The 24,698-nt window shown below is 42.9% G+C and carries 24 protein-coding genes; 10 read left to right on the top strand and 14 right to left on the bottom strand.

The window, feature by feature from the left end; translation table 11 throughout:
* Positions 1-13: 13 nt before the first annotated feature.
* Positions 14-406, bottom strand: a complete 393-nt coding sequence (locus ACZ5NL_RS02555) for a DUF3783 domain-containing protein (RefSeq protein ID WP_464842782.1) — start codon at positions 404-406, stop codon at positions 14-16.
* A 10-nt stretch (positions 407-416) separates the two neighbouring features.
* The gene (cobB, locus tag ACZ5NL_RS02560) at positions 417-1,181 is read right to left on the bottom strand and encodes an NAD-dependent protein deacetylase (RefSeq protein WP_464842784.1); all 765 of its coding nucleotides are present in this window, start codon (positions 1,179-1,181) and stop codon (positions 417-419) included.
* A 110-nt stretch (positions 1,182-1,291) separates the two neighbouring features.
* Here cobB and glyA point away from each other — a divergent pair, with 110 nt between their 5' ends.
* Entirely contained in the window at positions 1,292-2,569 is a 1,278-nt protein-coding gene (glyA, locus tag ACZ5NL_RS02565) for a serine hydroxymethyltransferase (RefSeq protein ID WP_004069186.1), read from the top strand.
* 65 nt (positions 2,570-2,634) lie between these two features.
* Here the strand turns inward: glyA and ACZ5NL_RS02570 are convergent, their stop codons facing one another.
* Positions 2,635-4,818: a M1 aminopeptidase family protein gene (locus tag ACZ5NL_RS02570; protein WP_464842785.1), complete on the bottom strand. Its 2,184-nt coding sequence runs from the start codon at positions 4,816-4,818 to the stop codon at positions 2,635-2,637.
* Between the two features lie 55 nt (positions 4,819-4,873).
* A complete protein-coding gene (locus tag ACZ5NL_RS02575) occupies positions 4,874-6,142 on the bottom strand; it encodes a UbiD family decarboxylase (RefSeq protein ID WP_464842787.1) in 1,269 nt (422 codons plus the stop codon).
* A gap of 142 nt (positions 6,143-6,284) precedes the next feature.
* Here ACZ5NL_RS02575 and ACZ5NL_RS02580 point away from each other — a divergent pair, with 142 nt between their 5' ends.
* Positions 6,285-7,649, top strand: coding sequence for a DEAD/DEAH box helicase (locus ACZ5NL_RS02580; RefSeq protein WP_464842789.1), 1,365 nt, complete (start codon positions 6,285-6,287; stop codon positions 7,647-7,649).
* Here ACZ5NL_RS02580 and truA read toward each other — a convergent pair.
* From truA to tdh, 4 genes are all read right to left on the bottom strand, one after another.
* Positions 7,636-8,436: a tRNA pseudouridine(38-40) synthase TruA gene (gene truA / locus ACZ5NL_RS02585; protein WP_464842790.1), complete on the bottom strand. Its 801-nt coding sequence runs from the start codon at positions 8,434-8,436 to the stop codon at positions 7,636-7,638. The genes ACZ5NL_RS02580 and truA overlap by 14 nt on opposite strands.
* Before the next feature lie 309 nt (positions 8,437-8,745).
* Positions 8,746-10,428, bottom strand: a complete 1,683-nt coding sequence (gene pheT / locus ACZ5NL_RS02590; protein WP_464842791.1) for a phenylalanine--tRNA ligase subunit beta — start codon at positions 10,426-10,428, stop codon at positions 8,746-8,748.
* 6 nt (positions 10,429-10,434) lie between these two features.
* Entirely contained in the window at positions 10,435-11,946 is a 1,512-nt protein-coding gene (gene pheS, locus ACZ5NL_RS02595) for a phenylalanine--tRNA ligase subunit alpha (protein WP_464842792.1), read from the bottom strand.
* 74 nt (positions 11,947-12,020) lie between these two features.
* Positions 12,021-13,073 (bottom strand): L-threonine 3-dehydrogenase, encoded by a 1,053-nt coding sequence (gene tdh, locus ACZ5NL_RS02600; protein WP_252744030.1) that lies wholly within the window; start codon positions 13,071-13,073, stop codon positions 12,021-12,023.
* A 259-nt stretch (positions 13,074-13,332) separates the two neighbouring features.
* On the opposite strand from tdh, the gene ACZ5NL_RS02605 reads away from it, so the two are divergent.
* From ACZ5NL_RS02605 to hmgA, 3 genes are all read left to right on the top strand, one after another.
* Positions 13,333-13,539, top strand: coding sequence for a TRAM domain-containing protein (locus ACZ5NL_RS02605; protein WP_252744054.1), 207 nt, complete (start codon positions 13,333-13,335; stop codon positions 13,537-13,539).
* A gap of 133 nt (positions 13,540-13,672) precedes the next feature.
* Positions 13,673-14,431, top strand: coding sequence for a MinD/ParA family ATP-binding protein (locus ACZ5NL_RS02610; RefSeq protein WP_464842794.1), 759 nt, complete (start codon positions 13,673-13,675; stop codon positions 14,429-14,431).
* 22 nt (positions 14,432-14,453) lie between these two features.
* Positions 14,454-15,677 carry a hydroxymethylglutaryl-CoA reductase (NADPH) gene (gene hmgA / locus ACZ5NL_RS02615; protein WP_464842795.1) on the top strand — a complete coding sequence of 408 codons (1,224 nt, stop codon included), beginning with the start codon at positions 14,454-14,456 and terminating at the stop codon, positions 15,675-15,677.
* A 4-nt stretch (positions 15,678-15,681) separates the two neighbouring features.
* Here the strand turns inward: hmgA and ACZ5NL_RS02620 are convergent, their stop codons facing one another.
* The 5 genes from ACZ5NL_RS02620 to ACZ5NL_RS02640 all read right to left on the bottom strand — a co-directional run bounded on the left by ACZ5NL_RS02620 (position 15,682) and on the right by ACZ5NL_RS02640 (position 20,586).
* Positions 15,682-16,311, bottom strand: coding sequence for a hypothetical protein (locus tag ACZ5NL_RS02620; RefSeq protein ID WP_464842796.1), 630 nt, complete (start codon positions 16,309-16,311; stop codon positions 15,682-15,684).
* Entirely contained in the window at positions 16,299-16,931 is a 633-nt protein-coding gene (locus ACZ5NL_RS02625; RefSeq protein WP_464842797.1) for a hypothetical protein, read from the bottom strand. The genes ACZ5NL_RS02620 and ACZ5NL_RS02625 overlap by 13 nt, the downstream gene beginning before the upstream one ends.
* A gap of 57 nt (positions 16,932-16,988) precedes the next feature.
* On the bottom strand, positions 16,989-18,878 hold the full coding sequence (gene gatE, locus ACZ5NL_RS02630) for a Glu-tRNA(Gln) amidotransferase subunit GatE (RefSeq protein ID WP_464842798.1): 1,890 nt from the start codon (positions 18,876-18,878) through the stop codon (positions 16,989-16,991).
* A complete protein-coding gene (gene gatD / locus ACZ5NL_RS02635) occupies positions 18,878-20,197 on the bottom strand; it encodes a Glu-tRNA(Gln) amidotransferase subunit GatD (protein ID WP_464842799.1) in 1,320 nt (439 codons plus the stop codon). The genes gatE and gatD overlap by 1 nt, the downstream gene beginning before the upstream one ends.
* Positions 20,198-20,292: 95 nt before the next feature.
* Positions 20,293-20,586 carry a transcriptional regulator gene (locus ACZ5NL_RS02640; protein WP_464842800.1) on the bottom strand — a complete coding sequence of 98 codons (294 nt, stop codon included), beginning with the start codon at positions 20,584-20,586 and terminating at the stop codon, positions 20,293-20,295.
* 45 nt (positions 20,587-20,631) lie between these two features.
* Here ACZ5NL_RS02640 and ACZ5NL_RS02645 point away from each other — a divergent pair, with 45 nt between their 5' ends.
* From ACZ5NL_RS02645 to rsmA, 5 genes are all read left to right on the top strand, one after another.
* Positions 20,632-21,804 (top strand): tRNA pseudouridine(54/55) synthase Pus10, encoded by a 1,173-nt coding sequence (locus ACZ5NL_RS02645; protein ID WP_464842801.1) that lies wholly within the window; start codon positions 20,632-20,634, stop codon positions 21,802-21,804.
* 123 nt (positions 21,805-21,927) lie between these two features.
* Positions 21,928-22,221 carry a 50S ribosomal protein L21e gene (locus ACZ5NL_RS02650; RefSeq protein ID WP_004069139.1) on the top strand — a complete coding sequence of 98 codons (294 nt, stop codon included), beginning with the start codon at positions 21,928-21,930 and terminating at the stop codon, positions 22,219-22,221.
* A gap of 5 nt (positions 22,222-22,226) precedes the next feature.
* Positions 22,227-22,589: an RNA polymerase Rpb4 family protein gene (locus tag ACZ5NL_RS02655; RefSeq protein ID WP_464842803.1), complete on the top strand. Its 363-nt coding sequence runs from the start codon at positions 22,227-22,229 to the stop codon at positions 22,587-22,589.
* Positions 22,590-22,666: 77 nt separating this feature from the next.
* Complete coding sequence (locus ACZ5NL_RS02660; RefSeq protein WP_464842804.1) at positions 22,667-23,293, top strand: DUF655 domain-containing protein; 627 nt, start codon at positions 22,667-22,669, stop codon at positions 23,291-23,293.
* A 2-nt stretch (positions 23,294-23,295) separates the two neighbouring features.
* Complete coding sequence (rsmA, locus tag ACZ5NL_RS02665) at positions 23,296-24,114, top strand: 16S rRNA (adenine(1518)-N(6)/adenine(1519)-N(6))-dimethyltransferase RsmA (protein WP_464842805.1); 819 nt, start codon at positions 23,296-23,298, stop codon at positions 24,112-24,114.
* Here rsmA and ACZ5NL_RS02670 read toward each other — a convergent pair.
* Complete coding sequence (locus tag ACZ5NL_RS02670; protein ID WP_464842806.1) at positions 24,106-24,639, bottom strand: ferritin-like domain-containing protein; 534 nt, start codon at positions 24,637-24,639, stop codon at positions 24,106-24,108. The genes rsmA and ACZ5NL_RS02670 overlap by 9 nt on opposite strands.
* Positions 24,640-24,698: the final 59 nt, after the last annotated feature.

Here is a 24,698-nt window from a genome sequence, read left to right on the forward strand (position 1 = left end):
AGGGTTAAAGTATTTAACTTTTCCCTATGTCGAGATAAAAGGACTTCATCTTTTGCTTTTCTTCTCTTAGTTTTCTAAAGTATTCATCCTCTCGAATGAGCTCATTGAGAAGGTCTTCAAGCTTCCACGTTAGAGATGTGGGTGTTGTGGTTGCGAAGATTGCATCAATACCTTGCGAGCGAACGTCTTTAATAACTCTCTTTACCTCCTCATTTGAGAGATTGTGCATTATGACGAACTTCCTCCAGTGCCAGTTGCCGCTTCCTTCAAAAGTAGGGGCCTTTGCCACAACTTCCGCCACAATCCAGTCCCTGCAGTATTCTGGAACCTCATAAATATCAAACTCACCTAAGGTTTCCCTCACTCTGGAAACTTCATCCTGCTCAAACCCTATTATAAGTATCATAGCACCACCCTTAACAACCTTTATCTTTTAAACATCTTTTAACCTTTGCCAAAAGACGTTCCATTGTCTCTCCGGCAAGCCCTTTCAGAAAGATATCCGCTATTGGAGTTATGCCGCTTTCCTTTGGGTTGATCTCTATCACATACCCTCCGTTCTCTTTTACGATGTAAGGAATGTACGCTGCAGGGAACACTTGGCCACTTGTTCCAATAACCAGACAAACGTCAGCCCTTTCCGCAAGCTTAAAGACCTTTTTAAGGGTTTCTTGGGGAAGGGGTTCGCCAAACCAGACAACATCAGGCCTTAAGAGAGAACCACACTCTGGGCATTTGGGCAGATTCTCCTTTAAAACCTCCTCAAGCCTGCCGGATTCAAGAAGGTTTTCCTTATAAGTGCAGCTAGTGCACCTAACTCGATAAATGTTCCCATGAAGTTCTACTACATTTTTGTTTCCAGCTTCTCTATGTAGATTGTCAATGTTTTGAGTTATAACAGCCTTTAAAAGTTCCATTTTTTCAAGCTCTGCCAATGCTAAATGGGCCTTATTTGGCCTTGCGTCTTTCATCAGCTTCATTCTCATCTTGTAAAAATCCCAGACAAGCTTTGGATTTCGTTTGAAAGCTTCGGGTGTTGCAACCTCTTCCACTCTATATTTTTCCCAGAGGCCTCCTTTGCCTCTAAAAGTTGGTATTCCGCTTTCGGCACTTATTCCAGCCCCTGTAAAAGCTATCAAAAAGTGAGAATGGGCTATCAATTTGGCCGCTTCCTCCATCATAGGACATCGCTTTCTAATTCCCCCTTGAAATTTTTAAAGGTATTCTAACGGCAAGATTTAAATTACATGGATGTAAAATATCACATGCAAGAAAGCACTGGGGTGATACCATGAGCTACCAGATGTATAGAGACAAAGTTTTGGAATTTGTTGAGATGCACGAAAAGTGGAGAGCATCAACAATAAATTTGATTGCAAGTGAAAACGTGACTTCCCCAAGCGTTACAAGGGCTGTGGCAAGTGGTTTTATGCACAAATACGCCGAAGGGTGGCCAAGACAGAGGTATTATCAGGGATGTAAGTACGTCGATGAAGTCGAACTCATAGGAGTTGACCTCTTCTGCAAGCTCTTCAAGAGCGATTTCGCGGATCTAAGACCAATCTCTGGAACTAACGCAAATCAAGCCGCGTTCTTTGGATTAACAAATGCTGGTGATAGGGCTATTGTCCTCCATACTTCCCACGGTGGACACATAAGCCACATGCCCTTTGGAGCAGCTGGTATGAGGGGATTGGAGGTTCACACATGGCCTTTTGATAACGAAGAATTTAACATCGATGTCGACAAGGCAGCCCAAATGATTAGAGAGCTCGAACCCAAGATAGTTGTCTTCGGTGGTTCATTGTTCCCGTTCCCACACCCAGTTAAGGAGCTTGCTCCAGTGGCTAAAGAAGTTGGCGCTTATGTAATGTATGACGCAGCCCACGTTTTGGGATTAATAGCGGGAGGAAAGTTCCAAGACCCACTTAGAGAAGGAGCCGATGTTGTAACTTCCTCAACACACAAGACCTTCCCAGGCCCACAAGGTGGTGTAATACTCTACAAGGACCTTGGGGAAGACACGGCAAAACTGCAATGGGCAATCTTCCCAGGTGTTCTGAGCAACCACCACTTACACCACATGGCTGGAAAAGTCATTACCGCTGCGGAGATGCTCGAATTTGGTAAAGCTTATGCTGAGCAGATCGTAAAGAACGCAAAAGCCCTAGCCGAGGCTCTTGCAGAGGAAGGATTCAAAGTCATTGGAGAGGACAAAGGCTACACGGAGAGCCACCAGGTTATCGTGGACGTAAGTGAGCTCCACGAAGCCGGAGGAGGATGGGCTGCTCCGCTATTAGAGGAGGCGGGCATAATCCTCAACAAGAACCTCCTTCCATGGGATCCACTTGAGAAGGTCAACACCCCAAGCGGTCTAAGAATCGGTGTGCAGGAGATGACAAGAGTTGGCATGATGGAAGACGACATGAAGGAGATAGCAAGATTCATGAGGAGAGTCCTTCTTGACAAGGAGGATCCAAAGAAGGTGGAGAAGGAAGTATTCGAGTTCAGGAAGCAATTCCAGAAGGTCTACTACTCCTTCGACTACGGTCTGCCCATGAAAGAGTGAGTCCTTTTTATCTTTTTTTCTTTGCTTTTTGAATGCAGTTTTTGGAAGTTGTAAATAAAGAAAAATCAACTCCCAGACACCGTAACGCTTATCTTTGTCCCATCTGCCTCCACGTCAAAGTTCTTGCTGAGGAATGGAGCCCCATATATTACAATCTCCTTTGGCTCTCCGGGAAGGGAAATCTCGACCTTCTGAGGTTCGCCGTAGTAAAAGCCGCCCATTTCGATTCTTTGTCCCTGCCACCCTATTGCCCCGATTTTAAATGGAAACGCAAAGCCATTTTTGTCCACCAGAGTAAACTTCACGGTGTAATTGCCATTGGTTTTAATTATCTCTACATTTTGCACTGTGAGGTTTGGAAGTGCAGACTTTGTTGTCCAAGTTTTCCAAATCAGCAAGACCTTCTCATCTCCTGATTTTTTAGCCAAGAGTTCTGCAAAATCATCGAAATCAGCTTCCTTGAAGATTACTTCTCCTGAAAATTCTCTCAAAGCCTCTTTAAACGCTTCCTCTCCCGCTTGAGTGTAGAGAAGGTAAAACGTCAAGAAACCTTTGTAGACCATTGAGCTCCTCATCCATGACTTGTCGCTGTAAAAGTATCTGTAGCCTTCAATTAAGGGATACCCAGACTCTGGAAAATCCCTCAAATTCACTCTGTATTTATATAGCGCGCTTTTCCTGTAATCCCCAAGCCGATTTAACTCGACTCCCTCTAAGAGAGAAAATAAACTATCTGGAACCCATGCATCTTTTGGCTTTATCTTGAAGCTGTTAAGCCAGCTATAATATAAGCCCCGAAGAAGATACAGCTCGTGATACCCGCTTTTAGGCTTATAGATGAGCAAATCTCTTGACCGATAGATGTGTTCTTTGATAGGCCCTCTTGTGTAGACGATTCTGAACTTAGAGGAGGGAAGCTCAAACCATTCCAAAGCAGTGTTGAAAGCGCTTAGACTTTGTTTAAACACAGTTGCAGGGCTTTCCACATCGTTGGTGTAGTAGAACTCAACTTCTGTTCCGTTTACAAAGCCCTTAAACGTCTTAAATCTACCAGTCACAAGGAATACAGCTTGGCTCGGCAACGTTGTAGTTATGGGAGTGTTTTTGCTAACTACTTTTATTCCACCTTTTGGAAGTTGCTGAGCAGCAGGCTTTAGGAACAAATAATAGTCGAAAAGCAGGGTCAGGTTGGGCGTTATGAACATCCCGGAGAGGAAGTAGTTAATGCTCTCATCATACGTCAATGGCTGAATGCTGAAGTTTCCAATGTAAGATAACTCATACATATTTTTTCGTTCATAGGGGAGCAGGAAAGTGAAGCTCTGCAGATACTGGGTGTTCATTGCCTTTAGGTCAAGGTAGACCATCTTGAAGAAAACCGGATAGTAGTCCTTAGTATACTTAACCTTGAAGCTTCCATTTGCCAAGAAAAATGCGCTTTCTTCATCAACGCTTACTGTAAGATTCATCTCCTCAAGCTCGGAAGAGCCCTCTAAGATTCCGCCTCCCCAGAACCATCTGATGAACTCGTTGTACTCTTCTTCAGCGTTGGGGAGGCTTTTTATTATCTTGGAAGGAGTATCGGTTTCAAGAAGCCTCAAAACTTCACCAATACCATATTTGTGGACAAGAAAGCCCACAAAGTCAACCATGCTCCCCTCTTGTTCCTTAATCTTACTAACATCTCTGCTGTCTATCAAGGACAAGAGCTCACCAAAGGAAAGTCCTGAGTAATCGGCTCCCCTGAAGTAGAGTTCCCCTAGGAGAGGAAATACAAAAGTTAGCCCATTCACTTTTCCGGTTAAATACGCTATCAGTGCACTTTCTACGTTGTAGTAGTCAAGACTTTTGGCGTCCTTCTCAATAAAGGTAAATATTTTGTTTCCCTCTATATACCAGGGGAGATCAGTCGAGTAGTCAAGCTTTAAATCGTCCTCAGAGGGATATATGTAAAGCTCAATTTTTTCTGGAGCTTTTCCAAAGGCTTTTGCATAGCTCCCGTACACGTAGTCAATCCCAACCAAGAGAAACCTTATGTTGAAGTTAAACCCTTCTCCCTTAACAGGAGGGTAGTAGATCGTAAAATACTTTGTTTCATTCTTCAGCCATCCCTCATAGGGGTTCTCCTCAGCCACAGTATGCACTGGAGTTGAAGATTGGGGCGTTGTTTCTTTTCCTATGCACATTGTGGAGAAAGTTAAGAGGAAGAGTACGAAGAAAGTCTTCAAGTGTCTGTGCACAATAACCACCAAAAAAGATTTGAACATTTATACATAAAAAAGTTTTGAATAAAAAATCAAAATCTCAAAGCCTAGCCCGTTCAAACTCTTCCTTTTTGCCTAAAGGTTTTGTAGCATCAATACCCCATTTAGCAGTTAAGCCCCTCTCCCCAGAGGGGTCAAGAGAGCTTCCTCTCGCGTTAGATATCACAACTAAGTCCTTATCCGCTTGAAATCTCGTGGCTACTGCCCATTCTATCTCTTTATCGTCGTAAATGTTAATGTCCTCATCAACCACTATCACGTGCTTTAGGCTTGGATGTCCAGCAAATGCCGCCAAAATAGCATTTTTCCCATCTCCATCGTGCTGCTTTGTTATACTCACAACTGCGTGGAGCCACATGCATCCACCTTCTGTCAGCCTTACGCCATGAACCTTTGGAACTACCTGCTTAACGCTCTTGTATATCTGGGGCTCCTTGGGAAGTCCCATGAGCATGTAGTGCTCATATCCGCTAGAAAGCAATGCATGGAAAATCGGTTTTTCGACGTGGTACATCTTCTCAAAAACCACAACGGGCTGCTCCCTTACAATGTCATATGTCCCAGTTATATCAACAAAGGGCCCCTCTTTGTCAAGCTCTGGCAAAATTTTTGCCTCGAAGACAAATTCGCTTTCAACTGGAACCGGAATTCCATTGAGGTCTACAACCTCTAAGGGCTTTCCAAATGCCATCTCGCTCATAGATGACGCAATGCTGAGCTCACTAACTCCATAAGGCGGGCTTGTCGCTGCCGCTAGGAGGATATGGATTGGATTGCCAACAATTATTCTAACATCAAGCTCTTCACCGTGTTCTGCCTTATCCTTCCACATTGCATACAGATGCCTGGGAACTAACCTAACAGTCCCGGTTTTTTCATCTCTCACCATTGTTCTGTGATATGAAAGGTTTACAAATCCATTCTCGTCCTTTGCTATGTAGATTGCTGAGGTAAAGTACTGCCCCCCATCCTTTGGAAAGTAATGCGGAACCGGCAACTCTTTGAGGGAGAAATCTTTTGTGGAGTTCTTAAAAAATTCAGCAGTTTTTGCCTCTTTATATGGTCTAGGATTCTCTATAGCTTCCATTATGAAATGAATGAGCTCTTCCCTTTTTATGCCGAGGTACTTTGCTATTCTCTCCCGCGTGCTCCATATGTTGCCTGCAACTTCCCATCCATCGACATCTTTAAACAGAACGGGCTTAGTTTTATGCTGAAGAAGATAGCTCGTTATCTCAAACTTTTTACTAGCGGGCTTCTCAACGATAATAAGCTCATCATGAAATTGGTTTAATATCTCCCGTATCATGACACCACCCATTCAAACTCTGCTTGTATCGTGATAAACTTTTTGGAGGTTTTCATTTTTTTGTGTTTATTTTTGAATATTTTTCAAAATGATAGAGAAAGAGCTATAAAGGGGGAATTCCAAAAATTTCTTTTGAGTTGCTATGAAGACCGTGGTGTTGAGAATCCCGGATAAATCTGCACTGGTGTATATTGAGAAGGCTGATCCTAAGATATACTTTATGATATATGAGGAGCTAACTTACCGAAAAAGTTTCGGCAAATGGGAGAAGCCTGAGAGCCTATATGATCCCCATACCAAATCCTTCCCTGTAGGTTTAATCCCCCGTGTAAAGCAACTTTTAAACTCAAAAGGATACAGGGTTAGGGTAATTGATGAAAGAAAAATTGAAGGAGTAGAAATAAACGCAACATGGAACAAAGAGTATAAGCTGAGAAAATACCAAGAAAAGGCCGTTAAAAAAGCATTAAAATCCGGTATGGGAGTCTTAGCATTGCCTGTGGGAAGCGGGAAAACAATAATCGGACTGAGGATTATATACGAGCTTAACCTATCAGCTCTCGTTGTTGTACACACCAAGGAACTTCTTTATCAGTGGGCTGAGAATATAAAGAGAGTTCTTGGGATCGAGCCTGGACTTGTGGGGGATAACAACTGGATAGAAAGACCAGTAACGGTAGCTATGATACAAACCCTCCTCTCTAGAGGGGTTGATAAGCTCCAGCTTCCATATGCAGTAGTTGTATTTGATGAATGCCACAGGACTTCAGCTGCAGAAAAGTTCTATGAACTTGGAATAAGCCTCCCCCAGAGATTTAGGTTTGGCCTCTCTGCAACTCCATGGAGAAGGATTAAAGGGGAAGAACTGAAGATAGAGGGGGCAATAGGGCCAATAATCTACGAAGTTAGGGCCGAAGACCTGATAAAAGAAAAGTTCTTGGCAAAACCAAGGTTTAAAGTAATTGAATATGAATCCTTCATGCCACCGCTGGCAGATCGCTACAAGGAACTTTATGAAGAGATAATCATGGAAAATGAAGAAAGAAACAAGGCTATAGTTGAGACCGCATACAAACTCGCAAAGCAGGGACACCGTGTTTTAATAGATGTCAAAAGGATCGAACACGGAAAGATCCTTGTGGAGATGCTTAAAAAGAAGGGAATAAATGCTGAGTTCTTGAGCTCTCAGAGTCCAAACAGATGGGAGATTTTTGAAAAGTTCAAAAATGGTGAGATTAACGTTTTGGTTTCCACACTACTGAAAGAAGGGGTGGATATCCCAGAGATTTCCGCTATAATACTGGCCGGTGGAGGGAAAAGCGACATAATGACTATCCAAACCATAGGAAGAGCATTGAGGCCCAAAGGCGGAAGCGGTGCGGTTATAGTTGATGTGAAAGATGAAGATCCACTGCTCTTTACGCACTTCATAGAAAGACAAAAAGCCCTGAGGCAGTACTACGGCAAATACTATGACAAAGAGCTCGAGAAACTCATAAAGAAGTGAACCAGTCTTCAAAAATGCTTGCCGCTATTAGGTGTTGGGTAAACCTCTCGAAGAATTCTTTTTTTGCCTTTTCAACTGCATAGGGATCTTTTTCAAAGAGTATTCCCTCGTACTTAACTTCCCACAGAACCAGGTTTTCTGGGGAAGCAGGAGGGAGTTTTCTGTCCATCTTTTCTTTCAGCATTCTTTTCACTTCCTCTCTTGAAAGAGTGCCGGAGGCACAAAGCTTTAAAGCCGTTATAATTCTTCTCACCATCTCCCAGAGAAAGCTTTCCCCTTCAATTTCAACTGTAATTACATTTCCCTTCGAGAGTACTTCAATTCTGTCTATCTTTCTTATAGGGTTCTTATCCCCTTCAAGCCGGGCAAAGTTTGAGAAGTCATGAACCCCTACAAAAACTTCAGCACAGGATTTCATTTTCTCAATATCAAATCCCTCGTCAAGGAGGTAGTACCTATACACCTTTCCCCTGCTCCAGAATCTTGGATGAAAATCTTCTGAAACCTCTGCCCTTCCTAAAACCCACACGTCCCTCAAATGATGATTCAAAATTCTCGGATACGTGAGTTCAGGTTTAGAAGTGTTAAACGCAATGACGTTTCCAAAGGCGGAAACTCCCCTGTCAGTCCTTGAAGCGCCTTTAAAATTTGCGTCTTTGGGGTTTTCAATTATTCCGAGCTTAGTTAATACTCTGATTATCTCGCCCTCAACAGTTCTTAAGTTAGGCTGTCTTTGAAAGCCGTAAAACTTCCTCCCATCGTAGGCAATTTTTAAAGCTACTCTCATGATTGGAAATTTGAGTGAAGGTTATAAAAGAGTTGTCCGTCCTGTTCTCTTTACAAATGTTAAGGTCAATATGTCCATATGTTTGAGTTAATTGCGGAATATTTTTGGAAATTTGACAATAAAAATAGAATAAAAGCTAAAACCTCTGCCCCTTAAAGAAAATTAGGGGTGATAGAATGGTGACTGAGATCGATGCAGAAACCATGGAGTGCTTAATTAACTTTGATATCATGTTTACATTTGCAAAGAAATTTCTTCAAGAAGGGAGGTCTTTTTAATTCCCTTTTATTCAAGAAAAAGGAGGGAAAATCAGAGAAAACTTCCCTTGTAGAAAGGCCTTAGGAAGACCTCAAAAGCCGCTATCGGCATCTCTATTCCCCAGTTTTCAAGCACCTGTGGATGTATTTCTCCTATTATCCCTACGCTCCTTCCATCAACTATTATCTCTCCCACTCTACCGGGAATAAAAGAGCCATGTTCTATTTCTTTAAGTTCGTACTCGGCATCGAGATGACGCATTAGGCTGTCCAGGATTTCTTTTGCTTCTGTGAAGGTTACCTTTGGATGGGCAAGAGCAACAGCAAGTTTGCTTTCACTGATGGTCTTTGTTTCCCTTCTCTCGTCTATGAGAGTCACCTTACCAACTTCAAAGATCCTTTGAGGATACTCCTCGTGAGTATTCTGGCTTAGGAATTCCATCAGACTTGGGATAAGCCACTTTCTCAATGCTGACCATTTCTGACTTATTGGGTTCTCTATCTCCACTATTTCCTCTTCTGGAATGTTCATTTTGTCGAACTGGGCTTCCTTGTTCGTGAGGTTAAAGGTCATTACCTCCTGGAGGCCAAAACCCACCATAAGATCCCTCACAGCGTTTTCAAACTCTACAAAATCGTCTCCTTTTCCTTGAACGGCAAGCTCCGGTTCCTCCGGAGGAATGTTGTTGTAGCCGTATGCAATGAGAACATCCTCCAAAATGTCCCTTGCATGCATTATGTCATCTCTGAACGCCGGATATCTCAACTTCGCCTTTCCATTGACGATTTTAACCTCATACATCATGCGCTCGAGAAGATCCCTTATCTCTTCATCTCCAAGCTCAACCCCAGCAAGTTGCCTGATGTAGTTAAGCTCAACCTCAAATTCTTTGGGAGTCAAGTCCGGAGTTTCTATCTCAAAATCTTTGTAGATAACCTTAACGCTCCTTATTTTTCCACCACGTTCAGCTAAAGCAGTTACAATCACATTCAAAGCGAGCATGATTTTGTTAAGATCCCATCCAGTGATGTCTATGAAAATGCTTTTAGTATCTTCGGTAACTTTTCCATGAGTCTCGGAATTTATAACCGGCGGCATTGACAAAACGTTTCCTTCTCTATCGACAAGTAATGGGTAATAGGGTTTCCCCTTAATCAAGTGGCCATATTCCTTTCCCTTCTCATGCTCTTCAAGTATCTCATCTGCAGTCATTTCTCGATCGCTGTTTAGTGGAATAAATCTTATTTTATCCGGCTCAACTGCTTTGTAATAGAAAGGAGGCTTAAGCTTATCGAAGTCAAACGTCCCTATAGCGACTTCCCTCCTCCTTCTTCCGAAGGTGAGCGCTACTTTCTCCTGAAGCTGGATTATCTGTCTCAATGCCTCTTCATCAAGTTCAAGGTTCTCGACTATTGCATAGACTCCATACGGTCTTATATCTTTCAATTTTTCATCTACATAAACAACAACGTCGCTTTTTTCAATTTCATACTTTGGTAGTCCTCTTACCATTCCAAGAGCCCACTTTACCTGTCTCGCTATCCCTTCGGCACTCCACAGATCGGGTCTGTTGGTATCTTTGGCATCGGCCTTGAAGTATATTTTACCTTCGTGCTCCCATACATCGTCAAGTTCGCATTTTGCATAGAGGAACAAATCCTCCCATTCTTCGACTGTGAACTCCCTTCCAACCAATCTCTCCAGGTCATGCTTGGCAACATCGAACTTCGGCATCTTTCATCACCACACCAATTTGGCCTCTCTCAACCACTTTAAGTCATAGCTGAAGAGATATCTTATGTCATCTATCCCTAGTTTGAACATAGCTAATCTGTCGATCCCAATTCCCCATGCAATTACTGGCACATCTATTCCCAACGGTTTTGTCATTTCTTCTCTGAATATCCCTGCTCCGCCAAATTCTACCCATCCAAGCTCTTCGTGATAGGCACTCATCTGAACGCTTGGCTCTGTGAACGGGTAATAATCTGGGAGGAACTTAACCTTCTTTGCTCCGGCTATCTCAACCGCAAACCTCTTTAAAATTCCAAGAAGGTGTTTGAAGGTTAAGCTCTCATCCACAACGAATCCATCCACTTGATTGAATTCTATTAGATGTGTTCTGTCCAAAACGTCTGGTCTAAAAACTCTTTGGATGGCAAAGTATTTACCGGGTATTTGGACACCCTTCCCCAGCTGTCTTGCGCTTAGGGCAGTTGCATGCGCTCTGGGCATTAGGAGCATGGCCATTCTTGGATCCCACTTATATCCCCATCCCCTTGAGCCCGTTGTCCAGCCGTACTCATGAGATGCCCTAACCCTCTCCACAAGCTCTTCATCCGGAAGAGAGCCATATTTTGGATACTTTAGCTGATAAGTGTCAGTCCAGTCTCTTGCTGGATGATTCTGCGGCTGGAATAAAGCATCAAAGTTCCAGAATTGGGTCTCTATTAGGCTTTCTGCAGTCATTTCAATAAAGCCCATTTCTATAAGCTTTCTTCTTATCTTATCAAGAAAAACTCTATAAGGCTGCTTTTTGCCGGGATAAATTCTTCTCACAGGAGCATGAATGTTAAAGCGTTTGAAATCAACTTTTCTCCACTCGCCACTCTTTATAAGCTCTGGAGTTAAAATGGAAACCTCTCTCTTGAGCTCAAGACCTCTTTCAGCAAGTCTCATGCCTTCCTCTGTGATCTCTACCTCTCTTTCCGCTTTAGTGTCTTCTTCCCCAATTTTTCTGGTCTTTAGCTCCTTAAGAGAGATGAACTTTTCAAGCTCTTTCGCATCAACTTCCCCCTTTTCTGCAAGGATTTTCAATGCTTTGTCAATTGATCTTTCCTCAGAAATTGCTGTCCTTCCCTTTTCAGTAACCTCAAGAACAAGCTTTCCATCCTCTTTTTTGACATTTGCCCATCCCTCTCTCCTTAGGATTCCAACGATGGGCTTAAGCTCATCCTCGCTCAGTACTTCCCTTAGTTCATCAAGAGAGACTCTACCTCTCTCCACAAGCAGTTTCAAAGCTCTCCTTTCTGGAAGCCCAATTTTAGCATATTTCTTTCCCAGCTCTGTTATCCTTACGATTCTCTTCTGCCTTTCATGGAGCTTTGCAAGCCCCTTACTCTGGAGCCAGAGAACGGCTCTCATCACCGCTACTTGATCCAATCCAGTTTCTTTAACGAGATCTTCGAATTTCGCTTTTTCCAAATCCTTGAGTTTGATGAGAGTTAATTTTTCTTGATAGCTTAATTCCATTATCAACCCCCCGAAAGAAGTCTCACAAGACTTACTTAAAAATTGCGGTGGTAGAGGTAAAAAGATTAGAAAAGTCAGTGCTTGTGGGGGAAGAAAACAACTTTGCCAGTTTTTCCAGCACGCATGAGTTCAAAAGCTTCCTCGAACTTATCGAATCCCTTGTATTTGTGTGTAATTATTGGATCCAAGTTGAGCTTTCCACTCCGCAAGAGATTGGAGACAGTGTACCAAGTTTGCCATAAGTGCCTTCCAGTAATTCCATGAACTTCCAGTGCTTTGAAGATAACGAGATTGTTAATGTCGAAAGTGACTTCCCTTGGGAAGAGGCCTAGAAGACTAACCCTTCCCGCTGGGGTAACTGCCTGCAGTCCCTGTTCAAGGGCCTTTGGAGCACCGCTGAATTCAAGAAAAACGTCAACTCCATTGCCATCCGTTAAGTCTTTCACTTCCTTAACAACGTCCTCTTCCATGGGATTTATAACCACATCAGCACCTACTTTTTTAGCCAACTCTCTCCTAAAGTCACTGGGCTCGCTTACTATCACCAAAGAGGCCCCACTTGCCTTTGCTACCGTTATGCCCAAGAGACCCAACGGTCCAGCCCCTGTTATGAGAACCGTTTTACCTGAAATTGGCCCGGCTAAGACCGTATCGACAGCGTTACCTAAAGGCTCTTGGAGGGTTGCATATTCTGGAGGGATCTCCTTTGGATTTTTCCATGCATTCTGGGCTGGAACTATTGCATATTCTGCAAAGACACCATCGGTATCAACTCCAAATATCTTGGTGTTCTGACAAACATGGTAGTTACCAGTTTTACATTGATAGCACTTTCCACAAACTATGTGTGTTTCTGCAGAGATGTAGTCACCCACTTGGATGTCATCTACCCCTTTTCCAACTTCCACAACCTCTCCAGCGACTTCGTGGCCCATTATCTGAGGGGGCTTTATTCTGCTCTGTGCCCATTCATTCCACTCATAGATATGAAGATCGGTTCCGCAGATGCTAGTTGCGAGAACCTTTATGAGAACCTCCCCTTCTTTTGGCTGTGGAACATCAACTTCAACAAGTTCAGCACCGTAAGCGGGCTTAGTTTTCATAATAGCAGTCATTTTTTCGCCCATGGTCACCATCTCCACAGATTTTTTAACATTAATATCTTCATTGTTTCGTGATATAAAGCTTTTTGTCTTCATAAAATACTCAGCTTATTATCTACTAGCTTCAGTTTTTCAGAGGGAAAAAGCAAAATTAAGCAACAAAAAGTTTGAAAAAGTTGTGAAAGCACCAAAAATTTTAAATACCACCATCATCACAATTAAGATTGCAGATACTTGCTTGGTGGTGTCTGAATTGGAGGATAGGAAATTTGGAAAGAGAAGGATGGACAGAGGAGGCCCAAGACTGCCTCCAGTTAAAGTTGGAGAAAGATACAAGGTGAAGATAGAAGCCCTCGGAAAAGGTGGAGATGGAATAGCAAGAATTAAGGGCTTTGTGATTTTTGTCCCCAACACAAAAGTAGGGGATGAAGTGGAAATTGTTATAAATTCCGTGAAACAGAAGTTTGCATTCGGAGAAATTATCGGTTGATTTTTCCTTTCTTTCCCCTTTTTATACGAAAATCTTATATTTCATTTTGTAATAGAGTAGTGTGTCTATCACTGCAATAATTTAGCGGCTTTGTCACTGCTTTAAAGATTCACCCGTCAAGGAAGTGTGAGTAATGCCGGTTATAATCGTCACCGGGAGAGGGGGAGCTGGTAAAACCACAACCACTGCAAATCTAAGCGTGTATTTTGCTCAAAAGGAGTATCGGACTTTAGCCATAGATGGTGATCTCTTCTTGCCCAATCTCGGCTTTCATTTCGCTTTGGAGAACGTTAACTATACCGTCCATTCCCTTCTCAAGAATCCGGATGTTGATCCGGAGCGGGCAATCTACAAACATGCAAAGACTGGAGTTAATGTTATGCCCGGCAGCACTAGGCTGCAAGATGTGATAGGCATATCACCCAAAAGGTTAAGGGACATCGTCGAGCAAATGAGATATAAATTTCCGATAGTTTTTGTTGATTCCCCCACGGGGATTCCCTTTGATACTCTCCCAACTTTTGAAGTTGCTGACTATCAAATAATAGTTGTTGAAGTTGAAAGGTCACCAATTTATTCCTTTGAAACAATGGTAGAGAATGAGATTAGCAAGCTTAAAGCAATAGGCGAGGAATACGGGTTAAAGATTGGAGTAGTGCTAAACAAGGTCAGGGAATCGGAAGATGTTATAGATCACATAATCGACGAGATCACCGAAAATGTTGGCTTGCCAGTTGTTGGAGTAATACCATTTGATGAGTATGTTCCAGAATCCATAAACGTTGGAATCCCGGTACTTGCGTATAAACCAAGAAGCGATGCGGCCATAGCGTTTTATGAGGCCGGGGAGATACTGGAGGAATGGATATTTAAGAAGGTTAGAAGGATCTGAAATCTCTTTTGGGGGTAGGAAGATGAACTTGGAGGAACTTATCGAAAAGGTAGCCAGTGGAGAGATTAAGCTTCATCAGGTTGAAAAATATACCGGAGATAAAAGGCTCGCAACTGAGATAAGAAGAAAGGCCCTAGAAAAAAAATTAGGGATATCACTCGAAAACATCGGGCATTACTCTATAGATCCCGAGCAGGTTATTGGAAAAAACATAGAAAACATGATTGGAGTTGTTCAGATACCAATGGGAGTGGCTGGACCCCTGAAGATAAACGGAGAGTATGCTAGGGGAGAATTTTACATTCCCCTGGCGACAACCGAAGGGGCCTTAGTTGCAAGTGTTAATAGAGGATGCTCGGCTTTAACTGCCGCAGGTGGCGTAAAGACGACTATAATCGATGACAAGATGACGAGGGCGCCTCTTTTAAAATGCCCCGATGCAAGAAGAGCAAGAGAGGTTGCTCAATGGGTTGAAGAAAACCTCCAATACCTCCAAGAGAAAGCGGTTTCTAGGGTAACTAAGCATGGGAAACTTAGGGGAGTTAAGCCCTACATCGTTGGCAACAACCTCTACCTGCGCTTTGAGTTCGAGACAGGGGATGCCATGGGCATGAACATGGTTACGATAGCGAGTGAAGAGATAATGAAGGTTATCGAAGAGCACTTCCCAGATGTTAAGTACTTGGCACTCTCTGGAAACCTCTGCGTCGATAAGAAGCCCAACGCAATGAACTTCATCAACGGTAGGGGGAAAACGGTGATAGCTGAGGCAATCATTCCAAGGGAAATCGTGGAGAAAAAGCTAAAGACCACACCGGAACTCATAGCGGAAGTAAACTATAGGAAAAACCTCATAGGCTCAGCTCAAGCTGGAAGTTATGGATTCAACGCCCACTTTGGGAACATTGTAGGGGCAATATTCTTAGCAACAGGGCAAGATGAGGCCCAAATAACTGAAGGCTCCCACGGAATAACTCTTGCAGAGGTGACTCCCGAAGGAGATTTATACATAAGCATAACAATGCCAAGCCTCGAAATCGGAACAGTGGGTGGAGGAACTAGAGTGCCCACGCAGAGAGAGGCGTTAAGCATTATGGGCGTTGCCGGAGGAGGAGATCCACCGGGGACGAATGCAAAGAAATTTGCGGAAATTGTTGCTGGAGCAGTTTTGGCTGGAGAACTCTCCCTATTGGCGGCTATAGTGGCAAAGCATTTGGCAAAAGCGCACAAAGAGCTTGGACGCTAGGGTTTTATTTCTTTTCTAAAAATTCTAAGGCCAACGATGGGAAGCTTATCTTTGTAACTTTGACTTTCTTTTTCTTCTCTACCAATCTAACCCCTTTAAAGGGAAGAATTAACGAAGGCCAATCTATCAGAAGAGCTATCAAAAGGATCAATACTGCAGTCAGAATTGAGGAGAGCAGAAAATCCCAGTAGGTTTTTGGTTCGAAAAACATGGATGTAACAACTCCACCCACAAGGGAAATCAGAAAAGTCATCATGGAAAACCTCCTGCGCTTCTTTGGATTTATTTTGCCCTTGCATATAAGCTTAAGGAGATATTTTAATCCCTCAGGAGTAAAAACATCAAACTCGAGCGCCTCTTCGAACTCCACTTCCTCAGAGAAGAGGTAGAACATCCTGTTTAGCTCCCCCCTTACCTCCACTATTCCAATGTGCTCACTCCCATATAAAGAGCCCGCAAGACTCTCTAAGGTGTAGCATTCGGGGTCTATGAGTCTAATTGGCCGTATTCCAAGAGATGAAAAGCGTTCTTCAAGAACTCTTGAAGTATCTGCAAGGGAAGATGCCAATACCACGGAATAAACACATCTCTTGGGTTTTTTGGAGTTTGAGCCTAAGAGTCTCAATCCTCCCAACCCCTTTTCCTGTATCCTTTCTTAATGCTCTGAAGTGCGAAGATGAAAAACAGTACAAAAGTTACAATATTGCTGAGCTGAGAGATGTCAATGACATTTTCAAGTGCCAGATAGCCAGCCACAAATGTCAAAATACCCAGAGCTGCTTCTATTGCCGTTACTATCATCTCAAATGTGCTCCTCTTAGCTAACTTGCCCTCAGCAATTTTTTTGAATATTTCCTCAAGAGCAGAGTCCTTTTTGACAAGAAACACCATATACTTGTCCTTATTTTTGAACTTAATTCTCTCCTCACTTGGCACGAGATAAAACCAGCGGTTCATTTCGTCCGTTAGTTCGACGACATAAAGCCTGCTTGCTCTCGAGAAGAGGTTTTGGGCGTTCATTAAGAGGGTATATTCGTCTGGATTCACCACTCTGTTGAAGGTCTTTCCCTTAAAAAGCTCCTCTATCTCTTTAGCTTTTTCGCTTATCAGCTGGTCAGGCTTTAATTTAATGAGAACGTAAACTAATTTCCTCCCCTCTTTTTGGGGGAGGTTCTTTTTCTTTGCTTCCGCTTTGTCTTTAGGCTTCCCTTTAGGTTTTCGGGGGAGTATAATCGGGCCCGGAACAAATGTCATATCTCTTCCCGCTTAGAATACAACTTCAAATCTTAAAAAGTTATTGAGAGAAAGGGATTAAGAGCTGAGCTCTTGGATTTTCTTCCTTACAAGCTGACTAACTAGCTTTCCATCGGCTTTTCCTCTAAGCTTGGCCATTGTCCTTCCCATAAGCATCCCCATAGCTCCCATCCCTTTGGCCTTTACAACCTCTATGTTTTCTCTAACGATTTCCTCCACTATCTTCTCAACTTCCTCTTCGCTTAAGAGTGTTAAACCCTTCTCTTCTGCAACCTGCAAGGCCGTCTTCTCTGGATGTAATGCAAGCTCCTTGAATATCTCCTCAAATGCCTCTTTTGCTATTCTGTTGTCGAGGAAAAGCTTGAAAGCATCTTTTATATGCTTTTCCGTAATGTTCTCAATTGGAACTTCTTTCTTGAGACCTTTGAGAACTACAACAAGAATTGAAGCTGCCAAAGAGGGCTTAACGCCCATTGCTATGAGTTCTTCAAAGAGCTCGTCTTTCTCGTCATCTACGAGTGTCTGTGCTAAGCTTTTATCTATGCCGTACTCCTTAACATAGCGCTCCACTCTTGCTTGTGGGTACTCTGGAAGGTTCTCTAAGATTTCTTTCTTAAGCTCTTCGCTGATAAATATCGGTGGAATGTCCGTTTCAGGATACATTCTGGCTTTTCCCGGAAGCGGGCGCATGTATTGAGTATTCCCATCTGGCAAAGCTCTTCTCGTTTCCTCGGGAACGCCTTTAATAGCTTCTTTTGCTCTCTGAAGAACCTCCCTAAGAGCCTTCTTGGCAATCTCTTCCTCAGCTGCAACTAGGACAAATGCATCAAGTTCCTCAAGGTTGAGTCTCTCAATAATTTTATCAACTTCCTCTTGACTTATGCCGTAATTTGGCAGTTCATCAATGTGAAATATCCCTTTCACGTACTTCTTTGCTCTATCTGCCATTTCTGTTCCAAGCCTTCTTCCCGGCTGAATCTCAAAGCCTATGAGACCTCTGAACTTTGGAAGTTTAACGGCCAAGACTTTACCCCCCTTCTTCAAAGCTCTGGCGATTATTTTTGAGCCTGTGCTGGTGAAGATGTCTGTCACATCATAGAACTCCTCTTCCAGCTCCTCTTCTTTTGCTCCCCTTTTCTCGAGTTCTTCTTTAATCTTTAGGAGATTTAGCTGTCTCTCAACCTCGCGCTTAATTATAATGGGTATCATATCCAGCTCTTGAACACCCTTAATCTCAATTCTCGCTCCTCCTTTGATAGAAACGTTTAAATCCTGTCTTATAGTTCCAAGACCACGTTTTACTTTGCGTGTTGCTCTCAAAGCATCACCTATGAACTTTGCCACCACCTTTGCCTGTTCTGGATGGTGAATGTCTGGAGTAGTTGCTATTTCAATTAAAGGGATCCCCAGACGGTCAAGCCTGTATATTGCCCTCTTATCGCCCTGCTCTATAATCCTGCACGCGTCTTCTTCAAGACAGATCGTTGGAATCCCAACGCTTCCCCACGGCGTATCTACCTTACCGTTCATGCCAACTATAGCCGTTCTCTGGAATCCTGAGACGTTCGAGCCGTCTATAACGATCTTCCTCATAAAATGAACTTCATCGACAGGAACTGCATTTAGAAGATAGGTAATTTGGAGAGCGACCCTTAATGCATCTTCATCCGGTAGGTGGGGTGGTTCTTCGTCCATATACACCAGATCACTGTATTTGTAGTTCCCCTCGTAGATAAAAATCCTGCCCTTTTTGAACTCCTCAAGTGCAGCTTGATCGATCTCCCCAAGCTCACTCATCGTAGGCCTTAATCTTCTCTCAATTGTAAAATCTACCTCCTCATGAAGTTCACTCGGAACAGGTGAGAACAGCTTTTTTGTATCGAGCTGTCTGTGAATTTCAAGACCAACTTTAAGACCAATTGCCTTATAATCAAGCTCCATATCCATCACCTCAAATAAGTATCGAATCTAGTGTAAGGGGTAATCTCTCCAGCATAGTTCGTCAGCATCATCTTTTTAACTTCCTCAAGGTTTTGAGTATGTCCGAGAACCCATATGAGCTTCACGTAAGCAGTTTCCGGAAGCATATCCTCACATGGGATAACACCAGCTTTAAGGAGCCTTCTCCCTGTGGAATAGACATTGAGGTTAACCCTGCCGTAGAGGCACTGGCTCGTCATGCAAACTGCAACTCCTTCCTCAACTGCCCTTTCTATTGTTGGGATTATCTCATTTGGTGTGTGGCCGAGACCTGTGCCCTCTAATACAATTCCCTTGTACCCCCTGTCAACCAGAAACTCTATGATTTCTCCACTCATACCTGGATAAACCTTTATCAGAGCGACTTTTTCTTCAAGCTTGTCATCCACCCATACTTCACTCTCTCTTCTTTTTCTGTAGTCGTCCCTCAGGTATTCAACTCTTCCATCGTACCAGATCTTTGCTATAGGAATGTCGTTTATGCTCCTAAAGGCGTCTCTCCTTGAAGTGTGCATTTTTCTAACCTTTGTCCCTCTGTGTGCAAGACAGTAAGTGTCGCTGGTTTCTCCATGCATCACAACGGCAACTTCACCAAAGTTCTCAACTGCCATTCTAGTAGAGCATATTAAGTTCATCGCAGCATCACTTGAAGGTCTATCGCTACTCCTCTGGGAACCAACAAAAATCACCGGCTTTCCTAAATCCTTCAGCATAAAGCTTAATGCAGCGGCAGAATACCCCATCGTATCTGTCCCGTGTCCTATTATAACTCCATCCTCTCCACTGTTAAGGGCTTTGGCAACCTCATGGGCCATCTTTTTCCAGTATTCGGGCTTCATATCTTCACTCATTATATTAAAGAGAAGCTTTGGTGTTATGTTCGCTATTTCAAAAATTTCTGGAACGGCTTTTGCGAGCTCTTCAGCCGTAAAAGCCGCATGAACCGCACCAGTTTTGTAGTCTATTTTGCTCGCTATAGTCCCGCCGGTTCCTATTATGGTAACGTTTGGAAGTTCAGGCTTTTTAGGTAATACCTCCCTAAATGAAACTTCCTTTCTTGGCTTGGCCTTTTCGAGGATTCTTACTTCGGTTATCTGGTCAATTAAAATCCCGATATTGTACCCGTTATCGAGCTTTATTGTAAGAGTCTCTCCCTTAGAAAGTTCATATGGAGGCATTACAAGCCCCCTGTGGACAACTCTTGTGCCGTTTTCCCTCTCAACGACCTCAACATAATCGCCAATTTCAATGCCTTTTTCCTTCATGAAAAGCTCAACTTTCCTCATAGCGAAACCCCCTTTGTGAATATTTAGGCTAGATGGAGTTGAAGGAAGGGGATATAAACATTGTTGCCTCCCTTCTATCTCATTACGTAAGATATCTATTTTTGCTCTATTTTAAACCTCGGCTCTTCAATCCATTCCGATCTGCACTTCGGACATCTGCCTGGGATTTTTATCTCCGGCTTAAATATGAAGCCGCACTTCCTGCACTGGGCCGGCTGAATGAGGAGGGCCTTTCCTTCGCGCTTTACAATGCCTGCAATTGCTTTAAGGTCTTCAAGGATTATCTTTTTGCTTCCCTTGCCTCTTATTTCAAGGAGCATTGCAAGTTCACTTACACTGTAATCCCTCTCCTCCAAAAGCTTTATTATCTTCTGTCTTCTCGTCATCATAGGGGAAAGTTTGAAAGGGCATTAAAAAGCTTAAGGGTGCAAGTGATGATAATAGAAAAGGCTGAAGAGATCCTCAAAGAGTACAAACTCTGTGATCACTGCTTAGGAAGGGCTTTTGCTCTGCTTGGGAAGGGGAACAATCACATACGGGGAAGATCAATAAGATTAGTCCTCAATATGGAAAGAGAAGCAAAAGGAGAAGAGAGCCTCCAAGAGCCCCAAGAGTGCGAACTCTGTGCAAACATCTTCAAAAAAACAGAATACCTCGCAAAGCTCTGCTATGATAAGGCTTCAAAGCTTGGACTCGAGTTTGAGAGCTTTCTCGTTGGTTCAAGTATCCCTAAAGAGGTTATGGAGAAGGAAAAAGAGATAATTGAGAAGTTTGGATTAAAGTATGCCGAGCCAATAAACAGGGAGCTGAACAGGGAGATCGGAAAGATCCTTGAGCTTATACTTCAAAAGCCCGTAAGTAAGAGCAATCCAGATGTTGTTTTCATAATAGAGCCATACAGCGAGAGAGTGGAGCTCCAAATAAAGCCCCTCTATATCTACGGTCGCTATAGAAAGCTAGTTAGGGGCATCCCACAAACGCCATTAAGAGGATTCAAAGAGAGCGTTGCATCAGTAATCTGCAAGCCTTTCTCAAAAGCAACAAAAGGAAAATGCATATTCCACGGAGCTGGAAGAGAAGATGTTGATGTTAGAATGCTTGGCAATGGGAGACCATTTGTTGTTGAAGTTAAGAGGCCAATAAAAAGACGAATTGATCTAGAGACAATTGCAGAGGAAATCAACAAAAGTGAGAAAGTTGAAGTTTTGGGACTGAGGTTTATAACCAAAGAAGAGGCCGAAAAAGTTCTCACATCAAACCACAAAAAAGAATACGAGGCCTTAGTTTATGTAGAGGAAGGCATCAGAAAAGAGGAGATCGAAAAAGTCGTTAAGGCACTTGAAGGAGCAGTCATTCATCAAAGAACCCCCAGAAGGGTTTTAGGGAGAAGGGCTGATTTGGTGAGGGTGAGAAAGGTTCATAAGGCTGAAGGCGAGATGGTGGATGAGAAGCATTTTAAACTCCGTCTGATAACTGACGGGGGACTCTACATAAAAGAACTAATTTCGGGAGACAGGGGAAGGACAACCCCTTCGGTGAGCGAGATATTGGGGAAGAAGGCTTGGTGCGAAAAACTTGATGTCCTGAACATCCTGGATGAGCAGTGAAAACTTTATAAATGGTTGAGCGCATGAGCTTATGGTATTGGGAAAGACCCGTAGTTGATAAAAGCTTGTTCCTAAACGTATGAGTTGTTGAAACTCCTAAATAAGCTCTAAGAGGTGATTGATATGGTTCAAAAAGCCCATACTGTGAGAAGGAAAACCAGAGGTAAGCTTAGCAAATCACCAAGGAGAAGAGGTCTTCCTCCATTAACAAGGTTCCTTCAAGAGTTTGAAGTTGGACAGAAAGTCCACATAGTGATTGAGCCAAGCTATCACAAAGGAATGCCCGACCCAAGGTTCCATGGAAGAACCGGCACAGTGGTAGGAAAGAGGGGAGACGCATATATAGTTCAGCTCACCGATGGTGGTAAGGTTAAGACCTTCTTTATCCATCCAGTCCACTTAAGACCCCAGAAGTGAGAGCTATGATAGGGCGCAAGAAGCTTAAGGAGGAATACATATCAATTCCAGAAGCAAAAGAGCTACTGCTCAAGAGGAAGGAGGAAGGGGCTAAAGAAAACCCAGAGGAGCCAATATTCTATGAGGCAAGGGTCAGCATTGAACATGCTGAGAGATTCTCAAAACTCCCAGCAGAAAAGGCAAAAGAGCTTAGAGAAAGGTTAACTGGCCTCTTTGAATGGCTTGATGGAAGAATAGCGGCAAAAATTGTTGACATAATGCCCGAGGACTACTTCGACATAAGGGTTATCTTTGCCAAAGAAGAGCACATGCCCACCAAAGAGGAAGCAGAAAAGATACTCGAAATCCTTGAGGAATACAGGGAATAGACCCTCTCTTCTTCTTTTTCAAAATTTCTCGAAAAGTATTAAAAGCCCTAAGCTGTATATTCTTGGGGGGAGAGACCATGGATTATTATCGTAGAAGACATTCCTATGCCCAAAGCACCGATAAAAAGAAGCGTCATGTGGAGTATGAAGAATACGCATATGTGTTAGATTACCTTCCCACCGGTTATCTCGATCTTGAGCATCGGAATCTTCGGGAAAACAAACCTATAGCACAGGTTATTGGGGAGAAGGCTTTTACCCTGCTCGAGGTAATTCCCAAGACAGACCTTATGCTCTACGAAAGGGTCTTCGTTGGAAAGGGACAGAGAGACAAGATATTGATGATAACCAGAAAGCTTAATTACGACGATTTAACTCCAACTGCGAAGGCTGAACTCCCGTATGTCCTTGAGGAAATTGTAAAGAACAATGAAGAGCGTTTTGTGAAGTTTTTTAACCTTGCCCCGCCTATTACAAACAGACTTCACAGCCTGGAACTGCTTCCGGGAATAGGGAAGAAGCACATGTGGGACATTTTAGAGGAGAGGGAGAGGGAACCATTCAAGAGCTTTGAGGATTTGAAGCATAGGGTAAAGGGACTCCCAGATCCTGTGAAAATGATAGCGAGAAGAATCTTGGACGAGCTTGAAAACAAAGACCGCTACAGACTTTTTGTTGGCTCAAGGAGAATATTCAGGGAGTAGATATGTACTCCAAAGTCTTTTCTTTAATTTCCAAATACAACCTAAAGCCAAACTCTGATCTCGGCCAGAATTTTCTCATAGTGGAAGATGTTATTCAAAGAGAAGTGGAAAGGGCGGAGATAAAGGAAAGCGAGACTGTTCTTGAAATAGGGCCAGGTTTGGGAGTATTGACAGATAAGCTGGCAAAAAAGGCAAAGAAGGTTTACGCCATAGAAAAGGATTCCCGGATAATTGAAATCCTGAAGAGGGAGTACAGATGGGACAATGTGGAGCTCATACATGGAGATGCCCTAAAAATAGATTTTCCCGAGTTTGATAAGATAGTTTCCAATCTTCCCTACCAGATATCTTCTCCAATAACCTTTAAACTTCTAAAATATGACTTCAAAAGAGCGGTGCTTATTTATCAGCTCGAGTTTGCCCAGCGAATGGTAGCAAAGCCCGGAGACAAAAACTACTCCCGCCTCTCGGTAATGGTGCAGGCCAAGGCTAATGTTGAGCTTGTTGAAAGAATTGGCAGAGGAGCATTTTACCCAAAACCGAAAGTCGATTCTGCGGTAATCTTAATGGAGCTCAAACCCAAAGACGAGCAGATAGTCCTAAATGAGAACCTAGTGAAAGCTTTGTTCCAGCACAAGAGAAAGTTGGCAAGCAAGGCATTAAAAGATTCCTATCACATGCTAGGTCTTACAAAGGAGGAGTTCAAAAAACTTAAGCCTGTTATTGAACGCATTCCCCACTCTCAAAAAAGAGTATTTCAGCTATCCATAAAGGATATAAAAGATATCGAGGAATATCTAAGACAAAATGAACTACTTTGAGGAGACCTGAGTTCGATAAAGATTACTGATCATCTCATAATGGCGAAGTTCTTCTTCAGCCAGCCATTTGAAAATATCCCTAAGATCCTTATTCTCAGCATATTCAGAAAGATACAGGTATGTTTTGTGTGCAATCATCTCAACTTCTCTTAATGCCTTTAAGAGTCCTATGTAGCCCCTATCTTTGTCTTTTAGAAATCTGTTGAGTAGTTCTTCCTGCAGAACACCTTCAAGTGAAGGTAAACTGACCTGTAAAATTTCCTCATCAGAAAAAGCCTTCTTATAGGCATTAATGAGAGCCTCGGCATGTTCCGCACTTTCGCTAGCGAGTTCCAAGAGCACATCGGCAATTTCATTGTTTCGTGCAATATCCCTGAAGCTCTCTGAAAGCCTATAGAGCATCTCAGCTTCCTCTAATTCTGCACCTATCCAATAGGAGATTACCTCCTTTGGAGTCAAGTTTGGTAACGTCTCTGCAATTTGATTCAGCTTTTCGATGACCTGTTTGGAATACTTAGACTCCATTAAGGACACCACAGTAAGAACTATGTTTAAACTGACTTAAATACTTTCGTTGGATTTTT

Source organism: Thermococcus aegaeus, from assembly GCF_055393685.1.

Coding starts and splice junctions, on each gene's coding strand:
- pheT (WP_464842791.1), bottom strand. CDS start 10,428: ATGCCGAAGTTCGATGTTGCCAAGCATGACCTGGAGAGATTGGTTGGA.
- ACZ5NL_RS02650 (WP_004069139.1), top strand. CDS start 21,928: ATGGTTCAAAAAGCCCATACTGTGAGAAGGAAAACCAGAGGTAAGCTT.
- truA (WP_464842790.1), bottom strand. CDS start 8,436: ATGAGAGTAGCTTTAAAAATTGCCTACGATGGGAGGAAGTTTTACGGC.
- gatD (WP_464842799.1), bottom strand. CDS start 20,197: ATGAGGAAAGTTGAGCTTTTCATGAAGGAAAAAGGCATTGAAATTGGC.
- glyA (WP_004069186.1), top strand. CDS start 1,292: ATGAGCTACCAGATGTATAGAGACAAAGTTTTGGAATTTGTTGAGATG.
- ACZ5NL_RS02660 (WP_464842804.1), top strand. CDS start 22,667: ATGGATTATTATCGTAGAAGACATTCCTATGCCCAAAGCACCGATAAA.
- cobB (WP_464842784.1), bottom strand. CDS start 1,181: ATGATGGAGGAAGCGGCCAAATTGATAGCCCATTCTCACTTTTTGATA.
- ACZ5NL_RS02580 (WP_464842789.1), top strand. CDS start 6,285: ATGAAGACCGTGGTGTTGAGAATCCCGGATAAATCTGCACTGGTGTAT.
- hmgA (WP_464842795.1), top strand. CDS start 14,454: ATGAACTTGGAGGAACTTATCGAAAAGGTAGCCAGTGGAGAGATTAAG.
- tdh (WP_252744030.1), bottom strand. CDS start 13,073: ATGGGCGAAAAAATGACTGCTATTATGAAAACTAAGCCCGCTTACGGT.
- ACZ5NL_RS02655 (WP_464842803.1), top strand. CDS start 22,227: ATGATAGGGCGCAAGAAGCTTAAGGAGGAATACATATCAATTCCAGAA.
- ACZ5NL_RS02610 (WP_464842794.1), top strand. CDS start 13,673: ATGCCGGTTATAATCGTCACCGGGAGAGGGGGAGCTGGTAAAACCACA.
- ACZ5NL_RS02605 (WP_252744054.1), top strand. CDS start 13,333: ATGGACAGAGGAGGCCCAAGACTGCCTCCAGTTAAAGTTGGAGAAAGA.
- ACZ5NL_RS02670 (WP_464842806.1), bottom strand. CDS start 24,639: ATGGAGTCTAAGTATTCCAAACAGGTCATCGAAAAGCTGAATCAAATT.
- ACZ5NL_RS02575 (WP_464842787.1), bottom strand. CDS start 6,142: ATGATACGGGAGATATTAAACCAATTTCATGATGAGCTTATTATCGTT.
- ACZ5NL_RS02640 (WP_464842800.1), bottom strand. CDS start 20,586: ATGATGACGAGAAGACAGAAGATAATAAAGCTTTTGGAGGAGAGGGAT.
- pheS (WP_464842792.1), bottom strand. CDS start 11,946: ATGGAATTAAGCTATCAAGAAAAATTAACTCTCATCAAACTCAAGGAT.
- ACZ5NL_RS02625 (WP_464842797.1), bottom strand. CDS start 16,931: ATGACATTTGTTCCGGGCCCGATTATACTCCCCCGAAAACCTAAAGGG.
- ACZ5NL_RS02555 (WP_464842782.1), bottom strand. CDS start 406: ATGATACTTATAATAGGGTTTGAGCAGGATGAAGTTTCCAGAGTGAGG.
- gatE (WP_464842798.1), bottom strand. CDS start 18,878: ATGGATATGGAGCTTGATTATAAGGCAATTGGTCTTAAAGTTGGTCTT.
- rsmA (WP_464842805.1), top strand. CDS start 23,296: ATGTACTCCAAAGTCTTTTCTTTAATTTCCAAATACAACCTAAAGCCA.
- ACZ5NL_RS02645 (WP_464842801.1), top strand. CDS start 20,632: ATGATAATAGAAAAGGCTGAAGAGATCCTCAAAGAGTACAAACTCTGT.